The following is an 18,021-nucleotide window of genomic DNA, read 5'->3' on the forward strand; positions in this document are numbered from 1 at the left end:
AGTTCCCTCATGATCATTCAGACGCGTCCCACAACCGACGGCTCCGACGAACCGGCACCCGCACCGGCATCCGCATCCGCATCCGCACCGCCGCCCGCGCGGCGACCGTCCCGGCGTACCGTCATCGCCGGAGCGGCCGCCGCCACCGGAGTCGCCGCGCTGTCCGCGGCCCCGGTGTCCGCTTCGACAGCCTCCGCCTCGACCACTCAGGCTCCGGCGAGCGCCCCGGGTGCCGACTGGGAGACCTGCCTCTCCATCGCCCGGGCCATCCTCGTGCGGGACGACGACGATCAGCCGCTCGTACCGCGCTACGCGGACATCCTCCTCAAGAACGGCCTGCCCCGGTCTCGTCGCACCGGCAGGAAGGTCTTGGTCGTCGGTGCCGGACCGGCCGGACTCACCGCCGCCCACCTGCTGCGGCAGGCCGGGCACCAGGTCACCGTCATCGAGGCCAACGGCAACCGGGTGGGCGGCCGGATCAAGACCTTCCGTACCGGCGGCCACGAGAAGTCCCCGGCGCCCTTCGCAGACCCGAAGCAGTACGCCGAAGCCGGCGCCATGCGCATCCCCGACAGCCACCCCCTGGTCACCGGGCTGATCGACGGCCTCGGTCTCAAGCGCAGGCGGTTCCACCTGGTAGACGTCGACGGAGCCGGTCGCCCGGCGAACCGCACATGGATCTACGTCAACGGGATCCGCGTACGCCGGGCCGACTACACGCGCAGCCCGCAGGCCGTCAACCGCTCCTTCGGGGTCCCGGCGGCCTACGAGTCGGTCCCCGCCGCGCAGATCGTCCGCAACGCCTTCGCGCCCGTCCGAAAGGAGATCGAGGGGAAGCAGGACAGGGCGCTCGTCGAGGGCTGGGCGCGTGTCATCCAGCGCTACGGCCACATGTCGATGTACCGGTACCTGACGGAGGAGGCGAAGCTGGACGAGCGGACGATCGATCTCATCGGAACCGTCGAGAACCTCACCTCGCGTCTGCACCTCGCCTTCGTGCACAGCTTCATCGGAGCCTCGCTGATCAGCCCCGACACCGCCTTCTTCGAACTGCCCGGCGGCACGGCCACCCTCGCCGACGCGCTCTACGGCCGCGTCAAGGACCTGGTGCGGCTCGACCGCCGGGCCACCCGGATCACGCACGGTGAAGGCAAGGTCACCATCGACACCGTCTCCGAGGGCCGCGGCGGCAGCCCGGTGGAACGCGAGACGTTCACCGGCGACGCCGCGATCATCACGGTCCCCTTCTCGGGACTGCGCCACATCCCCGTCACCCCGGCGCTTTCCTACGGCAAGCGCCGCGCGGTCACCGAACTGCACTACGACGCCGCGACCAAGGTGCTGCTGGAGTTCAGCCGCCGCTGGTGGGAGTTCGACGAGACCGACTGGAAGCGCGAACTGGAAGCCGTACGGCCCGGCCTGTACCGCAAGTACCAGCTGGGGCAGAGCCCGACGGACGGCACCCTGCTCGGTGCCCACTCGTCCGTGCCCAAGGGGCACATCTCCGCCGCCCAGCGCTCCCACTACGCCGCCTGTCGCCTCGTCACCCGTGATCAGCCCGAGGCGGTCGGCGTCATCGGCGGCGGCTCGGCCACCGACAACCCCAACCGCTTCATGTTCCAGCCGTCCTACCCCGTCGAAGGCAGCAAGGGCGGCGTGCTGCTCGCGTCCTACAGCTGGTCGGACGACGCCCTGAAGTGGGATTCGTTCGACGACGCCGAGCGTTACCCGCGCGCCCTCGCGGGTGTGCAGGACGTGTACGGGCAGCGGATCGAGGTGTTCTACACCGGCGTCGGGCGGACCCAGTCCTGGATGCGCGACGCCTACGCCTACGGGGAAGCGTCCGTGCTGCTCCCCGGCCAGCACACCGAGCTCTTCCCGCACGTCCGCAAGCCCGAGGGCAACCTGCACTTCGGGGGATGCCACACCTCCGTCAAACCCGCGTGGATCGAGGGAGCCCTTGAATCCGCGGTGCGAACCGCCCTGGAGGTTCACTTGGCGCCGTGAGCGCGGCCGGTCGGCCGGGGCGGTTCGCCGGAGCACGCACCGTCTCCCGCGGGCCGCGGCCGACCGGCGGCCCCGGACGTGGTCGTCGCACGCAGGCGTAGGAGTGGGCCAGTGGGGTATCCGCGGCTGCGTACGACGCACGGACTACCGCGGAGGTACTCATGAGCAGGCTGGGAGACATGGCGAACAAGGCCAAGGAGCTGGCGAAGGGCCACCCGGACCAGGCCGACAAGGGCGTCGAGAGCATCGAGCGGCTGATCGACGAGCGTACGGGGGACAAGTACGACGCCCAGACCGACAAGGCCGCCGAGGCGGTGCGCCGTTCGTACGGCGGCAACGGTACGACGGGGCGCTGACCTCCTTCCGGCACGTGCGGCTCCGGCACGGGTGGCCCCGACGCAGTGCGCGCCGGGGCCACACCCGTGCCCGGACCCGTCCTCGGACCGGTGGTGGGCCTCCTCCCTCCCGCGGCGGGAGAGGCGCCCGTCAGCCCCCGCACCCCCCGCACCCGCCCGACGTCTCGTGCCAGCCGCCGCTTCCGCTCCGCTCCATGGGCACCCTCGGGGGGCGGGTCAGCAGTCCGCTCTCCTCGGTGAACCGGGGGAGCTGGGCACGCAGCGCCGGGGCGCCGAACAGGGCGACGCTCAACAGCAGCGCGCCCGGATCGCCCTGCTCCGTGGCCCGGCGGGCTCCGGCGTGGTCCAGGCGCAGCCGGGCCAGCAACGCCGCGCCGCGCGAGGTGCGCCGGGGCCGCACCCACAACGCCACGGCGGCGACATCCGCGAGGAGGGCGAGCCACAGCCACACGGCCGCCCGGCCGCCCGAGACGGCCTGGACGGGCGCCGCGGCGAACACCGGGAGCAGCAGGGCCCGTACGGCCCACCGCCGCTTCGGGGACACCAGCAGTCCCGCACGCTCCAGCTCCCGGGCGGTCTGCGCGAGGGCATCCCGCACCCGTTCGTAATCTCGCAGCCGACGGGGGTGCATCTGCCGGTAGAGCACGGCGTACTGCGCACGGGCCACCGCGGAGCTGCCGTGCGGCGGCAGCCGGTCCACGACGCCCCGGACCGTCTGGCGGAACCCCGCCTCCACCGCGCCGACGAGGTACAGCTCGGCCAGTGCGGTCTGCGCCGCCCCGCGCGAGCCCCCGCGCAACATCCCCACCTCGACCGGCAACAGCGCCTTGCCGCGCGGCCGGGCCCTCCCGCCACCGAGCCGCAGCACCCCGGCGAGCAGCACCAGGCACCACGCCACTCCGGTCGGCACCCAACCCGTCAAGTCCATGCGAACCACCCCCTGCCCTTACCTTCCCCGGCTCTCCACGGCAAACGCCGCCCGGCCAACCACTCCCGGTCAGGCCGCGCGAGAAGCCGGGACAGCCGCCGTGATGAGCGACCGCTGCGGCAGCCCCTGCCGCTACGCCCCCACCCCCCGGGGCGACGCGCGGAGCGCCTAACTCCGCCGTCTCGGCGACTGCGCCATCATGAAATCCCGTCAGCACCTGCGGAAAGGACCGGACATGGCGAGACCGCGGATGGGAGAGGGCGTCCTGCGCCGCAAGCCGATCGAGCACATCGACGAGACCGAGGGCGCCCCCAGCGAGCAGCTCACGCGGACCCTCGGCCTGTGGCAGCTCACCGCGATCGGCGTCGGCGGCATCATCGGCGCCGGCATCTTCACGCTCGCCGGGACGGTCGCCAATGGCATCGCGGGACCGGCCGTACTGGTCTCCTTCCTCATCGCCGGCGTGGCCAGCGCCGCGGCCGCCTTCTCGTACGCGGAATTCGCCGGCCTCATCCCGAAGGCCGGCTCCGCGTACACCTACGGGTACGCCGTCCTCGGCGAGCTGGCGGGCTGGTTCATCGGCTGGGACCTGCTGCTGGAGTACACGGCCATCGTCGCCGTCGTCGCCATCGGCATCTCCGGCTACTTCAACTTCCTCCTCACGGACACCGGCGCGGGCCTGCCCACCTGGATGCTCGGCGCGCCCGGCACGGGGGCGGGCCACCGCGTCGACCTCATCGCCGCCGTGCTCTGCCTGTTCACCGCCTACCTGCTCAACCTCGGCATCAAGAACGCCGCACGCTTCGAGACGGTCGTCGTCGTACTCAAGGTGCTGGTCGTCCTGCTCGTCATCATCGTCGGCTTCTTCCACATCAACACCGGCAACTACACCCCCTTCTTCCCGTTCGGAGTGGGAGGCGCCTTCACCGGGGCGGCCACCGTCTTCTTCGCCGTCTTCGGGTACGACGCGATGAGCACGGCGGCGGAGGAGTCCAAGGACGCCCAACGCCACATGCCCAAGGCGATCATCTACTCGCTCGCCATCGCCATGGTGCTGTACGTCCTCGCCTGCCTGGTCCTGACGGGCATGCAGCGCTACACGGAGATCGACCCGGAGAGCGGGTTCTCCAGCGCCTTCAAGTCGGTGGGGCTCGGCGCGATCGCCGACGTGATCGCCGTCGGGGCGATCATCGGCATCCTCACGGTGATGTTCACCTTCATGCTCGGTGTGACGCGTGTGTGGTTCTCCATGAGCCGCGACGGACTGCTGCCCCACTGGTTCGCCAAGACGCACCCGACCCGGCACGTCCCGACCCGCGTCACCTGGATCGTCGGCGTCGCGTCGGCCGCCATCGCCGGCTTCGTGCCGATCGGCGCGGCCGCGGAGCTGACCAACATCGGCATCCTGCTCGCCTTCGTGGTCGTGTGCACGGCCGTCATCGTGCTCCGCTACCGGCGCCCCGACCTGCCGCGGGAGTTCCGCGCACCGTTCATGCCCGTCACCCCCGCCATCGGCGTGGTCGCCTCCATCTGGCTCATCACCTACCTCCAGGTCCAGACGTGGATCCGGTTCGTCGTCTGGTTCCTGATCGGGCTGGTCATCTACTTCGGCTACTCCTACCGGAACTCGGGACTCGCCAAGGCCGCCCGGGGCGGCTCTGCGAACGGCCCCGACGGCACCCTCTGAAAGCGGGCGCGCCTGCCCCGGACATGCGTACGGCGCCACCCGGAGGACCGGGCGGCGCCGTGCACGGCGGTCGTGAGCCGCCCCGTGATCAGTGGTGCCGGCTCTCCCGGGCCAGGGCCGGGACGAAGCGTGCCGCGTCGATGGTGCCGAGACCGGTCGCCATGTCATATCCGTTGACCGCGGTGTAGCCGGTCACACCCGCATAGCTGTTGTTCGTACCGTCGTTGACGTCCACGAGGCCGCTGGACGGCTTGTAGCCCTCGTCCTTGTACAGGGAGTACAGGGCCTCGTTGAGGTTGCCGATCCGGCGGCCGGCCGCCTGGTCGGCGAGGGCGACGATGCCGGAGAACAGCGGCGAGGCCTCGCTGGTGCCGCCGGACACGTCCCAGCCGACCGCGGTCGGGTCGTAGCTGGAGTACACCCATGCCCCGCCGTTGACGGCGGCGGCCATCGAGATGTCGGGGGTGCCGCGCCGATCGCCAACGACGCCGCGGACGCCGTTCTGGAACGAGGGCCGCGCGAAAACGTGCGACTGGCCGCCTCCGCCCGCCCCGTTGTCGTTGTAGACGCTCTCGGGGCTGAGGCGGTTGCCCTTGTCGTCGAGGTGCAGCTGGGTGCCGCCGATCGAGGTGACCAGCGGGTCGGAGGAAGGCCAGGAGTTGACGCGCTCGGGGTAGTAGCCGCTGCCGTCCGCCGTGCTGTCCGTGGCTCCGCCGTCACCGGAGGAAGCGAGGACGGTCACATCGTGCGCCGCTGCCGCCTTGAAGGCGTACCGCAGATCCTTCAGGCTGGAGAAGTCACCCTTGTCGAAGCCCGGGAAGGTGTTCTCGGTCGCGCCGAAGCTCTGGGTGATGACGTCGCCGATGCCCCGGTCGATCAGGTACTTCTCGGCCGACATCATCTCGGGGAAGCCGGTGACGCCCTCGGTCTCCGCCACCGCCGTCTCGACCAGCACGATCTTGGCGTCCGGCGCCATGGCGTGGGCCATCTCGACGTCGAGCGTGGACTCGCCGGCCCATCCGGTCATGTCGGCGTTCTTCGGGTCCCAGGCCGGGACGTTGCCCCACTTGACCACCTGGACCTTGCTGCTGGGAATGCCGAACTGCTTGCTGTACACGTCGAGGTCGTGCTGGATCGTCGGCGAGCCGAACGAGTCCACGATCACGATGGTCCGGCCCTTGCCGGTGATGCCTGCCTTGTAGAGCGGGTCCAAGTGGTACGCCTGGCGGTACTGAAGCGGTCCGTAGCAGGCGATCTTCCACTTCGCCTGGCACTGCTCCGTGGACAGCGGGCTGCCGACGGCACGGACCAACTGGTGTCCGGCCACGGCCGGAACGGGCTTGACCTGCCGGCCGGCGGCGGGGGCGGCCGAGGCGCCCCCGCTCAGAGGAGTGGCGACCAGGGCGGCGGAGGCGAGGGCGGTGGCCCCTGCCGTGGCGGCCATGGCGCGGAGCCGGGGGCGAGGTATGCGCATGAGTGCTCCTTGTGTGGGGTGGAGCCGCACGTAACGGCTCCCGTGATCCCATCGGGAGGTCATGCACAGGACAAGGTCCTTTGTCGCTTGATGTCGAACGCTTTGCTTGCCCGCCTATCTTTTGTCGCTTCCTGACCGAATCATGGGCGGTGTCCCACGACGGATCTGCGAAGCGGGCACCGCCCGCCGTCATTCCGGCGCCGACGCCGCACGGTCGGCAACGGCCCGCCGTCAGCGGGGCCTTTGCACGCAGAACTCGTTGCCGTCGGGGTCGAGCATCAAAACCCGTGCTCCGTCGCCCTCGCCCTCGCCTTCGCCTTCGCCGGTGCGCGTCGCGCCGAGCGAGACCAGGCGGTCGATCTCCGCCTCCCCGTCCGCGCCGGCGGGGACCGCCAGCTCGAAGTGCAGCCTGTTCGTACCCGTCTTCGGCGCGACGGGAGGGCCACCCCAGGTGATCTTGGTGCCCCCGTTCGGCGACTGGATGGCGGTCTCCTGGTCCTGGTCCCAGACCAGCGGCCACCGCAGCGCCGCGCTCCAGAAGTAACCGACCTCCTGCGTACCGTCGCAGGCCAGGGCCCCGACGAAGCCGGTTCCGGCGAGGAACTCGTTGCCCGCCGCGATGACGCAGAACTCGTTGCCGTCGGGGTCGGCGAGCACCACGTGCCCCTCCTGCGGGAGTTGGCCGACGTCGATGTGCTTCGCGCCGAGACCCAGCGCCCTGGCCACCGTCTCCTGCTGGTCCTCCGGGGAGGCGCTCGTCAGGTCGAAGTGCGCCCGGTTCCGGCCCGTCTTCGGCTCCTGGCCCGGCAGGAAACGGATGCGGAACCCGTCGGCATCCGGGGGCAGGACCGTGACGTCGTCGTCCGGACCGTCGGCCAGTTGCCAGCCCAGGACGTCGGACCAGAACCGGGCCAGGTCCGACGGCCGGGTCGCATTGAAGCAGATGGCGAAGAGTCGACTGGTCATACCCCGTGCATCCCCGATCCCTTGACGGTCGATACGGTCGCGGTGGCTCGCCCGCGCGGCGACGGCAGCCTAGGGGTGGCCGTGCGGCCCCCGCATCCGAGTTTCCGGTGCCAAGAGCCCGACGGAGCGGGAGGGTTCACTTCTCCGTGAAGATGATCTCCCTGGCGGGCCGGGTCATCTTCACGGTGTTGTCGGCGGTGACTTCGACGATGTGCTGCAGGCCGCTGAAGAGCTTCCCGGTGTCGGGCAGGAGACGGTACTCGTCCGCGCAGCCGGCCAGATACGCCCGGAAGCGGTCCAGCGACGGATCGTCCGGGGTGAAGTCCAGGTAGTCCTTCAGGCGGCGGAACAGCTTCGGCAGGATCACCTGTCCGGTGTGGTCGTCCGTGATCGAGGGCATTCCGGTGACCGTTGCCCCGTCGGTGGTCTTGTCGATGCCGGCGGCCCACAGGCCCGCCCCGGCCGCCCGCGCCTGTTCCGAGGCGTCGGTGAGCAGCTCGCGCAGGTACCCGGGCAGGCCGGCGTAGTACGTCGGGTAGACCAGGCCCAGCCGGAGCAGCTGGTAGTTGGCGGTCCTCTTCAGCAGATCCTCGTCGATGGTCGTCTCGTAGCCGCTGAACACCGGTGGTGTGGTCTTGCCTACGAAGGCCACGCACCGGCCGTGGACGTCGCTGCCCCGGGTGAGGATCCATCCGGGCACGCTCTTGGGCACGGTGACGACGGTCTCGTCGTCCTCGTTGCGGATGACGGACTCGAAGCCGACCAGCGTGAGCAGCTTGTCCGCGGCCTGGTGGGCGAGGTCACGCGGCTGGTGCTCCTCGTGCGGCTTCTGGCCGTAGTGGGTCTCCAGCGCGTCGATGGCTTCGAGCCGGATGCTGACGCGGCCGTCGGCCTTGGGCACGATCGGTTCGCAGCCGGGCACGAGCTTCCAGTCGGCCACGTTGTCCGCGACGAACGGGAGCGTGTCGCCGTCCGGCCGGGCGCGGTCCGTCATCTTGAACGAACCCCTGATCAGCAGCATGGACATGGCGACTCCCACAGGCGAACGGCCGAGGTCGGTGTGCGATGAAGTCACTGTACGTGATCGACCGTCACGAAGGGTGTATGCGCGGGTGGTCCGGCGCCGTCTTCGTCGAGCCGGGCCGGTCACCCCGGGCGGCCGGAGACCCGGACCCGGCGGCATGTGGGCTGGTCGAGTGCATGAAGCGTGGTGGAGCGCATTAAGGGTGCATCAACCGAACCTTAATGCCGCCTTTGGTTTCCTCGGCCGGGCGTCGCTCGAAGCCGTCGGTGCGAGCACCGCCCGCTCGTCGCTCCTGCGGGCGCTGGGCCCTGACCTGCCGTTTTGCAGGCCTTCTTCGAACGTTGGACCGCGGCGGGCTGCCGGACAGCGCTCCCCAAGCCCCGGCGACGGTGGATTTGTGACGTGGTGACAAGACCGCGCCGGCCGGTGCCGTCGGCCCGTATCAAGGACAGGGACAGCGTCCATCGGATCGAGGAGTGTCCATGTCCCGGAAGCGGACCATGAGTTCCACGAAGAAGGCCGTGCTCTGTGTAGTCGCCGGAACGCTGGTGGCCGGAGGGTTCGTCGCCACGATGGCGACCGGCAATGCCGCCGTACCCGACGTCGTGTGTCCGGGGTCGACGGTGACGTTGTCGGGCGAGGCGGGTCCGCCGGCGGCGAGCAGTGGGACGTTTCCCGTGGGGACGAGGCTGCGGGTGACGAATCTGGACAACGGTCATGTGACGACGGTGTCGGTGAACGGTCCGTCGGGCAGTTGCGTCCTGTTGAACGACGCGGCGTTCGACAAGGTCCGCGAGCCGGGCAAGAACCTGATCCGGCGCGCGCGCATCGAACGCGTGGCGGCAGCGGGCGGAAACGCTGGGGCGGGCTCGGGTGGCACGGCGGGCACGGCGGGTGTGCGCGTGCCGCCGGCCACCGGGCAGGTGGTGTGTCCGGGGTCGACGGTGACGTTGTCGGGCGAGGCGGGTCCGCCGGCGGCGAGCAGTGGGACGTTTCCCGTGGGGACGAGGCTGCGGGTCACGAATCTGGACAACGGTCATGTGACGACGGTGTCGGTGAACGGTCCGTCGGGCAGTTGCGTCCTGTTGAACGACGCGGCGTTCGACAAGGTCCGCGAGCCGGGCAAGAACCTGATCCGGCGCGCGCGCATCGAACGCGTGGGCTGAGCGACCGGTTCGTCCGCCGGGGTACCGGTTCGGGTGCAGTGGCACGCACCCTTCCGCAGGCTTTCGTGGTGTTCCCCCCAACGCTTCGTCGGCTGCTCCGCGTCGGGCACGCGTCCTTCGCCCTGGCCGTCGTACCGTGTCCACCAGGCGGCGCCGACCGCCGCCTGGTGGCATTACCGCCCGTACCGACAAGGTCGTTTCCGCGCGCACCTCCTGACGGGAACCGACCGTCAAGGAGGAGAGCCGATGAATGCCTGGCAGGTGGCCTCGGACGTGGAGGGCAGGCCCACCGCGAAGGAGTGCCCGCACCTGGATCACGTCCGGGACGTCGCTCCCTCCACCACGGAGGGCTGTGAGGACTGCCTGAGGATCGGCGGCCAATGGGTGCATCTTCGTGAGTGCCTGGTCTGCGGTCACGTGGGCTGCTGCGACTCGTCGCCGAACAGGCACGCGTCCGCGCACGCCAGGGCCACGGCCGGTCATGAGCTGGCCAGGTCGTTCGAGCCCGGAGAGGACTGGGCCTTCTGCTACGCGGACGAGCTGTTCCTCCTCCCGGCCGAGTGACCGGGGGACCGCCGCCCCGCCCCCAGGGATGACTCCCCGCCGCCCTGACGGAACCGCCGCTGCCGCGGTGGGACGGGCGCGGGCCGTCCGAGGCGAGATCACCGGCAGGCCACTACCGGCCGGGGTACCGTGCGTGAAGGGCGCGGCGCCCCGGCCTCCGGTGTACGGAACCGGTCAGCGGCTCAGCGGCTCAGCGACTTGAGCGCCGCAGCGTCGTACGGCTGCAGCTCGTCGAAGCGGTTGCCGAGGACCTTCGCCGCCCACTGCGGGTCCTGGAGCAGCGCCCGGCCGACGGCGACCATGTCGAACTCGTCGCGTTCCATGCGGTCCAGGAGGTTGTCGATGTCGCCGAGCGCCGCGCCCTCGCCGGCGAAGGAGCGGATGAAGTCGCCGTCGAGGCCGACCGAGCCGACGGTGATGGTCGGCCGGCCGGTGAGCTTCTTGGTCCAGCCCGCCAGGTTCAGGTCCGAGCCCTCGAACTCCGGGACCCAGTAGCGCCGGGTGGAGGCGTGGAACGCGTCGACGCCCGCCGCCGTCAGCGGGGCCAGGATCGCCTCCAGCTCCTGCGGGGTCTGCGCGAGCCGGGCGTCGTAGGCCTCCTGCTTCCACTGCGAGTAGCGGAAGATCACCGGGAAGTCGGCCGCAACGCGCTCGCGGACCGCCGCCACGATCTCCGCGGCGAACTTCGTACGGGCGACCGCGTCGCCGCCGTACGCGTCGGTGCGGCGGTTGGTCCGCTCCCACAGGAACTGGTCGAGCAGGTAGCCGTGGGCCCCGTGCAGTTCGACGCCGTCGAACCCGATCCGCTCGGCCTCGGCGGCGGCGTCGGCGAACGCGCCGATGACGTCGTCGAGGTCGGCGCGGGTCATCGCCTTGCCGGTCCCCTCGGTGCCGTCGACGCGGATGCCGGACGGGCCGACGGCGGGAGCGTCGGCGTACGGTGCCTCGCCCTGGTTGCGCACCATGCCTATGTGCCACAGCTGGGGCACGATCGTGCCGCCCGCCTCGTGCACGGCCGCGGCGACCTTCGCCCAGCCCGCCAGCTGGTCCTCGCCGTGGAACCGCGGCACCCGGTCGCTCTGCCCGGCGGACTCGTGGCCGACGTAGGTGCCCTCGGTGACGATCAGCCCCACACCCGCGGCGGCCCGGCTGGCGTAGTACGCCTGCACGTCCTCGCCGGGCACGCCGCCGGGGGAGAACATCCGCGTCATCGGAGCCATCGCGATGCGGTTGGGGACGGTCAGGCCGTTCAGCGCGATGGGCCGGGACAGGATCTCGGCAGCGCGGGAGGCGGTGGACGTGGTGACGGTCATGCGGGTCCTCCGGGGTGAGGCGGTGGCTCGTCGGGCTGACAACGAGGAGTGCATAGTACACACACTGTGTATCATGCATATTGCGGCCCGAGGTCTATGGCGGTCGTCCGCGGGCCACGCCCACAGCGGTCCGCCGGTCCGACGGCCCACGGGCTGACGGGTCCGCGATAATGGAGCGCCGGAAGGAGCGGGAGGCGCAGTGCTGGAGAAACTGGAACGGGAGCTGATGCTGCTCTCGCGGCACCAGGTGCTGGCCCGGCGCGAGCGCGACCCCGAACGCCTGGAGCGGTCGGCGTACCTGCTGCTCAGCCGGATCGACACCCAAGGCCCCATGTCCATCGGGCAGTTGGCGGAGGCCTTCGGGCTCGACACCTCGACCGTGAACCGCCAGACGGCCGCACTGCTGCGCTGCGGCCTGGCCGAGCGCGTCGCGGACCCGGACGGCGGCATGGCCCGCAAGCTGCGCATCACCGCCGAAGGTGCGCGCCGGTTCGCCGCGGACCGCGAAGTCAACCGGTCCTGTCTGGCCCGGGTGGTCGCCGACTGGTCCCCGGAGGAGATACGGGAGCTGGAGGACGTCCTGATCCGGCTCAACCGCAGCGCCGAGGCCCTCGAAGGACGGCACTGGCCGCGCGCGGAGGAAGACGACGCCCGCGCCGCGTGCCACTCGCCGGTTGCGCAGGAACCCGCGCCGCGAACCACGTAGGAGGTCGCGGACCCTGCCCCTCAGGGCCGCTGCGCTCCGGGCGGGACCCCGGCCCGGTGAGCACCCGACCACAGCCCGGCCAGGGCCGGCACGAATGCAGGGGAGGACGCGCACCAGTGCACGGTGATCGACATGGGCGGGACGAAGCCGATCTCGCGCCGGGCGTGACGCCGCGGAGACGGCAAGCAGGATCAGGTCGGTGCTTCGCATGCTGACGGCGTCGACGGCGACCCCTCCGGGTGGCGCCCCGCCGCACCCACCGCACCTCGGGAACAGCACCGCGCCCGGGCCGGGGCCCGTCCGGGCTTCTGCGCCCCGCCGCGCCCGGGGCTCGGGGTCGGTGCACCGTGCCGCTGAGCCCGTCCGGCGAGGCCGGGCTCAGCGGCTCGGCGGTCCGGGCGCCCCGCGCGCCAGACGGTCGGCTGCGCAGGGCGGTTCGGCGGCGCGCCGTCAGGCGTGGTCGCGCAGGTGCTCGGCCTGCGCGGTCAGCCAGGCCGGGCGGACCATCTCCACGTTGCTGCCGGCCCCCTGCGCCGCACGCTCCAGGGCATCGGCCGCCTTGCGCGCGGCGGGCATCATCCTGGCGCGGGCCGCTTCGCCGAGCGCCTGCGCGGCCGCGGCCTCGGCGGCCCCGGCGAGCTGCAGGGAGGCGGCCGACCGCTCGGCCGCCTCGGCCGCCCGCCCGTACCGGCCCAGGGTCCACTGCGCCCAGGCGGAGTTGTAGAGGCAGACGCCCTCGGTCCGCGGGTTCTCCATGGCCGACGCCGCGCGCAGCGCCTCCTCCAGGCAGGCCAGGGCCTCCTCGGGGCGGCCGAGGGCGAGCAGGGCCACGCCCTTGGCGTTCAGCGCGTAGTCCGTCGCCTCCTGGACGCCCGCGGCCGCGTAGGCGTCTACTGCCTGCTCGGCCGCCGCGATGGTCTCCTCCCAGCGGCCCAGGGTCAGCAGGGCCGTGAAGCGGGCGTTCAAGGAGCGGGCTTCGGTGAGCCGGTCCCCCGAGGCCGCGGCGAGTTCGCCCAGCCGGTCGGCGCCCGCCAGGGCCGCTTCCCCGTCGCCGAGGGTGCTGTGGGCGAGGCTGAGACTGAGGAGGGCGTGGGCCTCGGCTTCGGCATCGCCGTTCTCCCGTGCCAGCGTGCCGGCCCGGGCCAGCGGGCTCGTCGCGTCCTCCAGACGGCCCAGCTGCCGGTGCGCGTCACCGAGACCGAACATGGCTTCTTGGAGCGCGCGACGGTCTTCGACGCGCTCGGCCACCTCCGCGGCCTCGGTGAACAGCTCGACAGCGTGCGGCAGCGGGCCACCGCTCAGCCGGGCGTGGCCGAAGCCGATGAGGTGGGCGAGTCGTGCCCGGTCGTCGGTCAATTGTTCCTCCAGTGTCAGGTGCATAGATATCGCGGCGACCACGGAGCCGTGCCACACCATCCATTGCCCGATGGCGCCCAGGACCAGCGCTGCCTCGTCCATGTCTGCAGCCCGTACCCGGTGGTCGAACGCGCGCCGGTACGCCTGTACGTCGTCCAGCGTGCGCCAGTCCCGGCGGGGCGGGGCGGTGCGACGCTCGCGTACCACTCGGCCGCGCGTCGCTCCAACGCGGGGCGCCCGAGCGGGCCTTCGGCCGGCAGGGAACCGTACGCCAAGTCGGCGTCCATCGGGTGCAGGGCGTACGTACGCGTTCCCCGGTCCACCGTCAGCATGCGCATCCGCAGCAGGCCGGACAGGGCGGCGGTGACGTCGAGGCCGGGATCGAGGCCGCCGACGATCCACTCGACCGCCTCACGGGGCGCGGGGGTGCGCAGCACGGCCAGCACGTCCAGCACGCAGCGGCTGCCGGCGTGCAGGCGCTGGTAGCGGTCCTGTGCCAGGCCTGCGACCACGTCGCCGCGCAGGGTGAAGTCCTCCAGGACGTCCTCCAGTGTCGGCAGCGACAGGGTGTCGTCGGCCATGGCGCCCACCAGCAGCTCCAGTGCGCGCGGCACGCCGTGGACGCGGACCGCCGCCTGGAGCAACTCCGCATCCGAGAGCTGCGCGACACCAAGAGTGCCGTCCTGGTCGAGCTCGCGCAGCAGCGCGATGGATTCGGCGGGCGGCAGACCGTCGGACAGCTCGACCTCGGCGGCGAACCGGCGCAGCTCGGGCGGCAGGCGCAGCGGCAGCTGCGAGGTGACCAGCAGCCTCGGGGTGCCGCGAGCCCGGAAGAGGCAGTCGAAGAAGGTGTCGAGTTCCTCGTCGTCGAGCCGGCCGTCATCCAGGAGCCGGTCCTCCAGGTTGTCGACCAGGATGACGAAGAGTCGGTCGCCCATCGCGGTGAACAGTTCGTCGATCTTGTCCGGCACGGGTCGGTTGGCGGCCCAGACCTCCAGCAGGCGTGCTTCGTGCGCGGGGCCGAGGGCGCGGGCGCAGTCGAAGTAGAGGCGTTCGAGGGAGACCCCGGAGGTGCGGGTGCTCAGGTTGATCAAGCCCGCCGGCAGCGGCGCCTGGGCGTGGCCGGGCCACTCGCCGCGTTCCAGCAGCTCCATGACCTTCGCGGCGACCGCGCTCTTGCCGATGCCCCGGCGTCCGGTGACGGTGACCATACGGATGCCCGGGTCGGCGAGGTGGCGCCCGATCAGGTCCCGGGCCTCGGAACGGTCCTTGAACAGCTCCAGGCCGTGCGCGACGGGCAGCCCGATGACCTTGGCCGAGAGCGGCGGGGCCGGGGCGTCCGGTTCGACGCCCACGTCCGGCAGTGCCGTGTGACCGGGGATGCCCAGCAGCACAGCCAGTTCCGCCCGGGGGCCGTCGGCGACCCGCTGAAGGGTGCGGTCGATACGGACGGCAGTGAGCCGGCCGAGACCTTCTCCGCGATGGTGCTCGGCGACCACTCCGACGAGGAACGCCCCGGCCCACACGGCAGCCCCGGACATCCCCGACCACGGCGATACCGCGGGGTCGGGGTCGGCGGCCGCCGCCGGGACCGTGATCTCCAGGGTTCCGGTGCGCAGGTTGGACAGGGCGGCGACGGTTCCGTCAGCCTGGTGCAGTTCCCGGAACTGCCTGCCGTCGGCGCCGCGCCGGCGCTTCCACAAGGGGAAGCCCGCCGCGTGGACGTCGATGACGGCGTGGCGGTCGTCGCCGATGCGCCCGAACCGCGCCGGCGGGACGGGCGCCGTGCCCGGCGGGGCGGTGAAGGTCAGCACCGCGACGTCCGTCCCGGGATCCGACCAGGCGAGCGCCGCCGTCGCGACCCACTGGCCCGGCCGGTCGGCGTCGAAGCGCACCTGCACCGCTGCCGCCCCCGCCACCACGTGGAAGGCGGTCAGTATCGCCGTGTCGCCGACCCGGTATCCCGAGCCCCGCCGGCCGCCTCCGGCGGCGCTGGTGACGATGACTTCGGCGATGCGGTGCGGGTCGAGTCCGCCCCGCCCGGGGGTCGCCTCAGCGTTCACCGAGCAGCTCGTCACCGGAGATCAGGGCCACCTGCTCAGGTGCGTTCGCCTGTACGGGCTGGAGCGTGAGGGTCAGCTTCTGCGTGACGGTCGCCGAGCGCTTCGCCGAGGCGCCGGCGTCGAACACCCAGAACCGCACCTTCACACCCGGTTCGCTGGTCCGCTCCACTCCCACGGTCAGTTCCAGTTCCACGCGCTCCGCCTTGAACCTCAGATCGGAGTCCTCGCCGGCGGACATCGCCCGGCTCAGCTCCTGGCGCAGCTGTCCGATCATGTCCGCCAGTTCGACCGCATCATTCACAGGAGACCCCCCAGGCCGTATCCGCACGTCAACTACCCACGATAGTAGGCAACATCATCATGCACGGCGTGCGACGGCGACGCTCCCGCGACCCCTGCGCCCGCCGGTCGACCACACCCCCGCCTGCGCCGCGTCGGAGCGAGGGTTTTCGGCCTGGCGCCCGCTATATTCCGATCCGAACTTCCGACATGCGGAGATGGCATGCGCAAGATGGCTGAACTCGCCGGGGAGGCGGGGACGACCGCCGCAGTCGCTGCGCCGTCCGAGGGCGTCTCCTCTCGGGGGCCGATCCCCGGCTGGATGTACCTGTGGTGCATGGCGATGGCCGTCTGCGGTGTCGTCATCCTGGTCGGCGTGGGGTGGTTGGACGCGTCGGCGGTGCAGGCCTGGCGGACCGTCTGCCTCGCCGTGACGGTCCAGGCCCTGCCGTTCCTGCTGCTCGGCACGGCGCTGTCCGGTGCCATCAACGCGTTCGTGCCCGAACGCATGTTCAGCCGGGCGCTGCCGAAGCGGCCGGTGCTCGCCGTCCCGGTTGCCGGCCTCGCCGGAATGGTGCTGCCCGGCTGCGAATGCGCTTCGGTCCCGGTCGCCAACAGCCTGATCGGCCGTGGGGTCACCCCCGCCGCGGCGTTCGCCTTCCTGTTGTCCGCGCCCGCCGTCAACCCCGTCGTACTGACCGCCACGGCCATCGCCTTCCCCGGTAGTCCCGCCATGGTCCTGGCCAGGCTCCTCGCCTCGCTCGCCACTGCCGCGGCGATGGGATGGCTCTGGCTCTGGCTGGGCCGCGAGGAGTGGCTGCGTCCCGCGGTGCGGTACACCGGTCATCGGACGGGGCACAGCCGCTGGAACGAGTTCCGGCTCGGCTTCCAGCATGACTTCCTCCACGCCGGGGGATTCCTGGTCCTCGGAGCGATGGCGGCGGCCACCTTCAACGTGGCGGTCCCGCGCTCGGTCCTCGACGTCTTCTCCGGCTCCCCCTGGCTGTCCGTGCTCTTCCTGGCGGGGCTCGCCGTCGTCCTCGCGGTGTGTTCCGAGGCCGATGCCTTCGTGGCGGCCTCGCTCACCGGCTTCTCGCCCCTGGCGCGACTGGCGTTCATGGTGGTCGGTCCGATGGTCGACCTGAAACTCATCGCCCTGCAGGCGGGAACGTTCGGCCGCCCCTTCGCGATCCGCTTCTCCACCGCCACGACGGTCGTGGCGGTGCTGTGCAGCGCTCTGATCGGAGGAGCACTGCTGTGAAGCGGCCGACGCAGGCGTTCCTGCTCCTCCTCAGCGGCTCAGGCCTGCTGCACATCTCGCTGTTCACCGACCTGTGCCTGAGGTACGTCAAGCCGGGCATGAGGCCCCTGCTGATCGCCTCCGGTGTCCTGCTGCTCGTGCTGGCGGTGGCGGAAACGTGGTCCTCCATCAGGACCAACGCCCGGCGGGGGGCCGTGACGACCCACGGTCACGCGGACCGCACCGGCGACGGCGAACCGAACGAGACGGACGGCCTCCGGCATGCGCACGGGCAGGGGCACGAGCACAGGCACGTGCACGCGCATGGCCACGACCACTCCGGTGTGCCCAGGGTGGCGTGGCTGCTGTTCCTGCCCGCCCTGAGCCTCATCGTCTACGCCCCACCGGCCCTCGGCTCGTACACCGCCTCCCGCGACACCGCGAAGGTCGTCACCGAGCAGCGGCACTTCGAGGCGCTGCCCGCCACCTCACCGCTGCCCATGACCCTCACCCAGTTCACGCGGCGGGTGCAGCAGGACCGAACCCAGGCCATCAAGGGGCGAACGGTGCAGATGAGCGGCCTGGTCACGCTCGACGAAGGAGGCGACGGCTGGTACCTCACCCGGATCGTCATCTCGTGTTGCGCCGCCGACGCGCAGTCCGTCAAGGTCCGCGTCCACGGCGCGCCCTCCCTGCCCGCCGACACCTGGGTCTCGGTCACCGGCACCTGGCACCCCGGCGGAACGCTCGGCACGCAGTCCGCCCCGGCCGAGCTGGACGTCCGCACGGTCGAGGAGGTCGACCGGCCGGTGAACGGGTACAGCGACAGTCTGCCGCTCGTTCCCTCTCGTTGACAGGTGAAGGGTGGTCGTCACGGCGATCGGGGCACGGG

At 71.5% G+C, this 18,021-nt stretch carries 15 protein-coding genes and 1 pseudogene; 8 read left to right on the forward strand and 8 right to left on the reverse strand.

The window, feature by feature from the left end:
* The first annotated feature begins 9 nt into the window (after window positions 1-9).
* Entirely contained in the window at window positions 10-2,007 is a 1,998-nt protein-coding gene (locus tag ACIA6C_RS13805; protein ID WP_399275434.1) for a flavin monoamine oxidase family protein, read from the forward strand.
* Between the two features lie 161 nt (window positions 2,008-2,168).
* On the forward strand, window positions 2,169-2,363 hold the full coding sequence (locus ACIA6C_RS13810) for an antitoxin (RefSeq protein WP_399275436.1): 195 nt from the start codon (window positions 2,169-2,171) through the stop codon (window positions 2,361-2,363).
* A 130-nt stretch (window positions 2,364-2,493) separates the two neighbouring features.
* On the opposite strand, the gene ACIA6C_RS13815 is transcribed toward ACIA6C_RS13810, so the two are convergent.
* The gene (locus ACIA6C_RS13815) at window positions 2,494-3,291 is read right to left on the reverse strand and encodes a TIGR04222 domain-containing membrane protein (protein WP_399275438.1); all 798 of its coding nucleotides are present in this window, start codon (window positions 3,289-3,291) and stop codon (window positions 2,494-2,496) included.
* Window positions 3,292-3,526: 235 nt separating this feature from the next.
* Here ACIA6C_RS13815 and ACIA6C_RS13820 point away from each other — a divergent pair, with 235 nt between their 5' ends.
* The gene (locus ACIA6C_RS13820) at window positions 3,527-4,978 is read left to right on the forward strand and encodes an amino acid permease (RefSeq protein WP_366079474.1); all 1,452 of its coding nucleotides are present in this window, start codon (window positions 3,527-3,529) and stop codon (window positions 4,976-4,978) included.
* 88 nt (window positions 4,979-5,066) lie between these two features.
* Here the strand turns inward: ACIA6C_RS13820 and ACIA6C_RS13825 are convergent, their stop codons facing one another.
* The 3 genes from ACIA6C_RS13825 to ACIA6C_RS13835 form a co-directional block, all read right to left on the reverse strand.
* The gene (locus ACIA6C_RS13825) at window positions 5,067-6,452 is read right to left on the reverse strand and encodes a S8 family serine peptidase (RefSeq protein ID WP_399275440.1); all 1,386 of its coding nucleotides are present in this window, start codon (window positions 6,450-6,452) and stop codon (window positions 5,067-5,069) included.
* A gap of 231 nt (window positions 6,453-6,683) precedes the next feature.
* Window positions 6,684-7,418 carry a VOC family protein gene (locus ACIA6C_RS13830; protein WP_399275442.1) on the reverse strand — a complete coding sequence of 245 codons (735 nt, stop codon included), beginning with the start codon at window positions 7,416-7,418 and terminating at the stop codon, window positions 6,684-6,686.
* Between the two features lie 136 nt (window positions 7,419-7,554).
* Complete coding sequence (locus ACIA6C_RS13835; protein WP_399275444.1) at window positions 7,555-8,445, reverse strand: nuclease; 891 nt, start codon at window positions 8,443-8,445, stop codon at window positions 7,555-7,557.
* A gap of 596 nt (window positions 8,446-9,041) precedes the next feature.
* On the opposite strand from ACIA6C_RS13835, the pseudogene ACIA6C_RS13840 reads away from it, so the two are divergent.
* Window positions 9,042-9,284, forward strand: a pseudogene (locus ACIA6C_RS13840) (hypothetical protein); the annotation flags it as partial.
* Window positions 9,285-9,854: 570 nt separating this feature from the next.
* Entirely contained in the window at window positions 9,855-10,172 is a 318-nt protein-coding gene (locus ACIA6C_RS13845) for a UBP-type zinc finger domain-containing protein (protein ID WP_399275446.1), read from the forward strand.
* A 182-nt stretch (window positions 10,173-10,354) separates the two neighbouring features.
* Here the strand turns inward: ACIA6C_RS13845 and ACIA6C_RS13850 are convergent, their stop codons facing one another.
* Window positions 10,355-11,485 (reverse strand): NADH:flavin oxidoreductase, encoded by a 1,131-nt coding sequence (locus ACIA6C_RS13850; protein ID WP_399275448.1) that lies wholly within the window; start codon window positions 11,483-11,485, stop codon window positions 10,355-10,357.
* 226 nt (window positions 11,486-11,711) lie between these two features.
* Between ACIA6C_RS13850 and ACIA6C_RS13855 the strand changes: the two genes are divergently transcribed.
* The gene (locus ACIA6C_RS13855) at window positions 11,712-12,191 is read left to right on the forward strand and encodes a MarR family winged helix-turn-helix transcriptional regulator (RefSeq protein ID WP_399276222.1); all 480 of its coding nucleotides are present in this window, start codon (window positions 11,712-11,714) and stop codon (window positions 12,189-12,191) included.
* Window positions 12,192-12,641: 450 nt separating this feature from the next.
* On the opposite strand, the gene ACIA6C_RS13860 is transcribed toward ACIA6C_RS13855, so the two are convergent.
* The 3 genes from ACIA6C_RS13860 to ACIA6C_RS13870 are packed head-to-tail and all read right to left on the reverse strand — an operon-like array spanning window position 12,642 to window position 15,911.
* On the reverse strand, window positions 12,642-13,649 hold the full coding sequence (locus ACIA6C_RS13860; RefSeq protein ID WP_399275450.1) for a tetratricopeptide repeat protein: 1,008 nt from the start codon (window positions 13,647-13,649) through the stop codon (window positions 12,642-12,644).
* Entirely contained in the window at window positions 13,562-15,610 is a 2,049-nt protein-coding gene (locus tag ACIA6C_RS13865) for a trypsin-like peptidase domain-containing protein (RefSeq protein ID WP_399275451.1), read from the reverse strand. Before ACIA6C_RS13865 ends, ACIA6C_RS13860 begins: the two co-directional genes overlap by 88 nt.
* Entirely contained in the window at window positions 15,600-15,911 is a 312-nt protein-coding gene (locus tag ACIA6C_RS13870; RefSeq protein ID WP_399275452.1) for a trypco2 family protein, read from the reverse strand. Before ACIA6C_RS13870 ends, ACIA6C_RS13865 begins: the two co-directional genes overlap by 11 nt.
* A gap of 315 nt (window positions 15,912-16,226) precedes the next feature.
* Here ACIA6C_RS13870 and ACIA6C_RS13875 point away from each other — a divergent pair, with 315 nt between their 5' ends.
* Together ACIA6C_RS13875 and ACIA6C_RS13880 are read left to right on the forward strand one after the other, a co-directional pair.
* The gene (locus tag ACIA6C_RS13875) at window positions 16,227-17,150 is read left to right on the forward strand and encodes a permease (RefSeq protein ID WP_399276224.1); all 924 of its coding nucleotides are present in this window, start codon (window positions 16,227-16,229) and stop codon (window positions 17,148-17,150) included.
* Window positions 17,147-17,983, forward strand: coding sequence for a TIGR03943 family putative permease subunit (locus tag ACIA6C_RS13880; RefSeq protein ID WP_399275453.1), 837 nt, complete (start codon window positions 17,147-17,149; stop codon window positions 17,981-17,983). The genes ACIA6C_RS13875 and ACIA6C_RS13880 overlap by 4 nt, the downstream gene beginning before the upstream one ends.
* The last annotated feature ends 38 nt before the right edge of the window (window positions 17,984-18,021 follow it).

Origin of the sequence: Streptomyces sp. NPDC051578 (genome assembly GCF_044454045.1) — a bacterium.
In the GTDB taxonomy this organism is placed as follows: Bacteria; Actinomycetota; Actinomycetes; order Streptomycetales; family Streptomycetaceae; genus Streptomyces.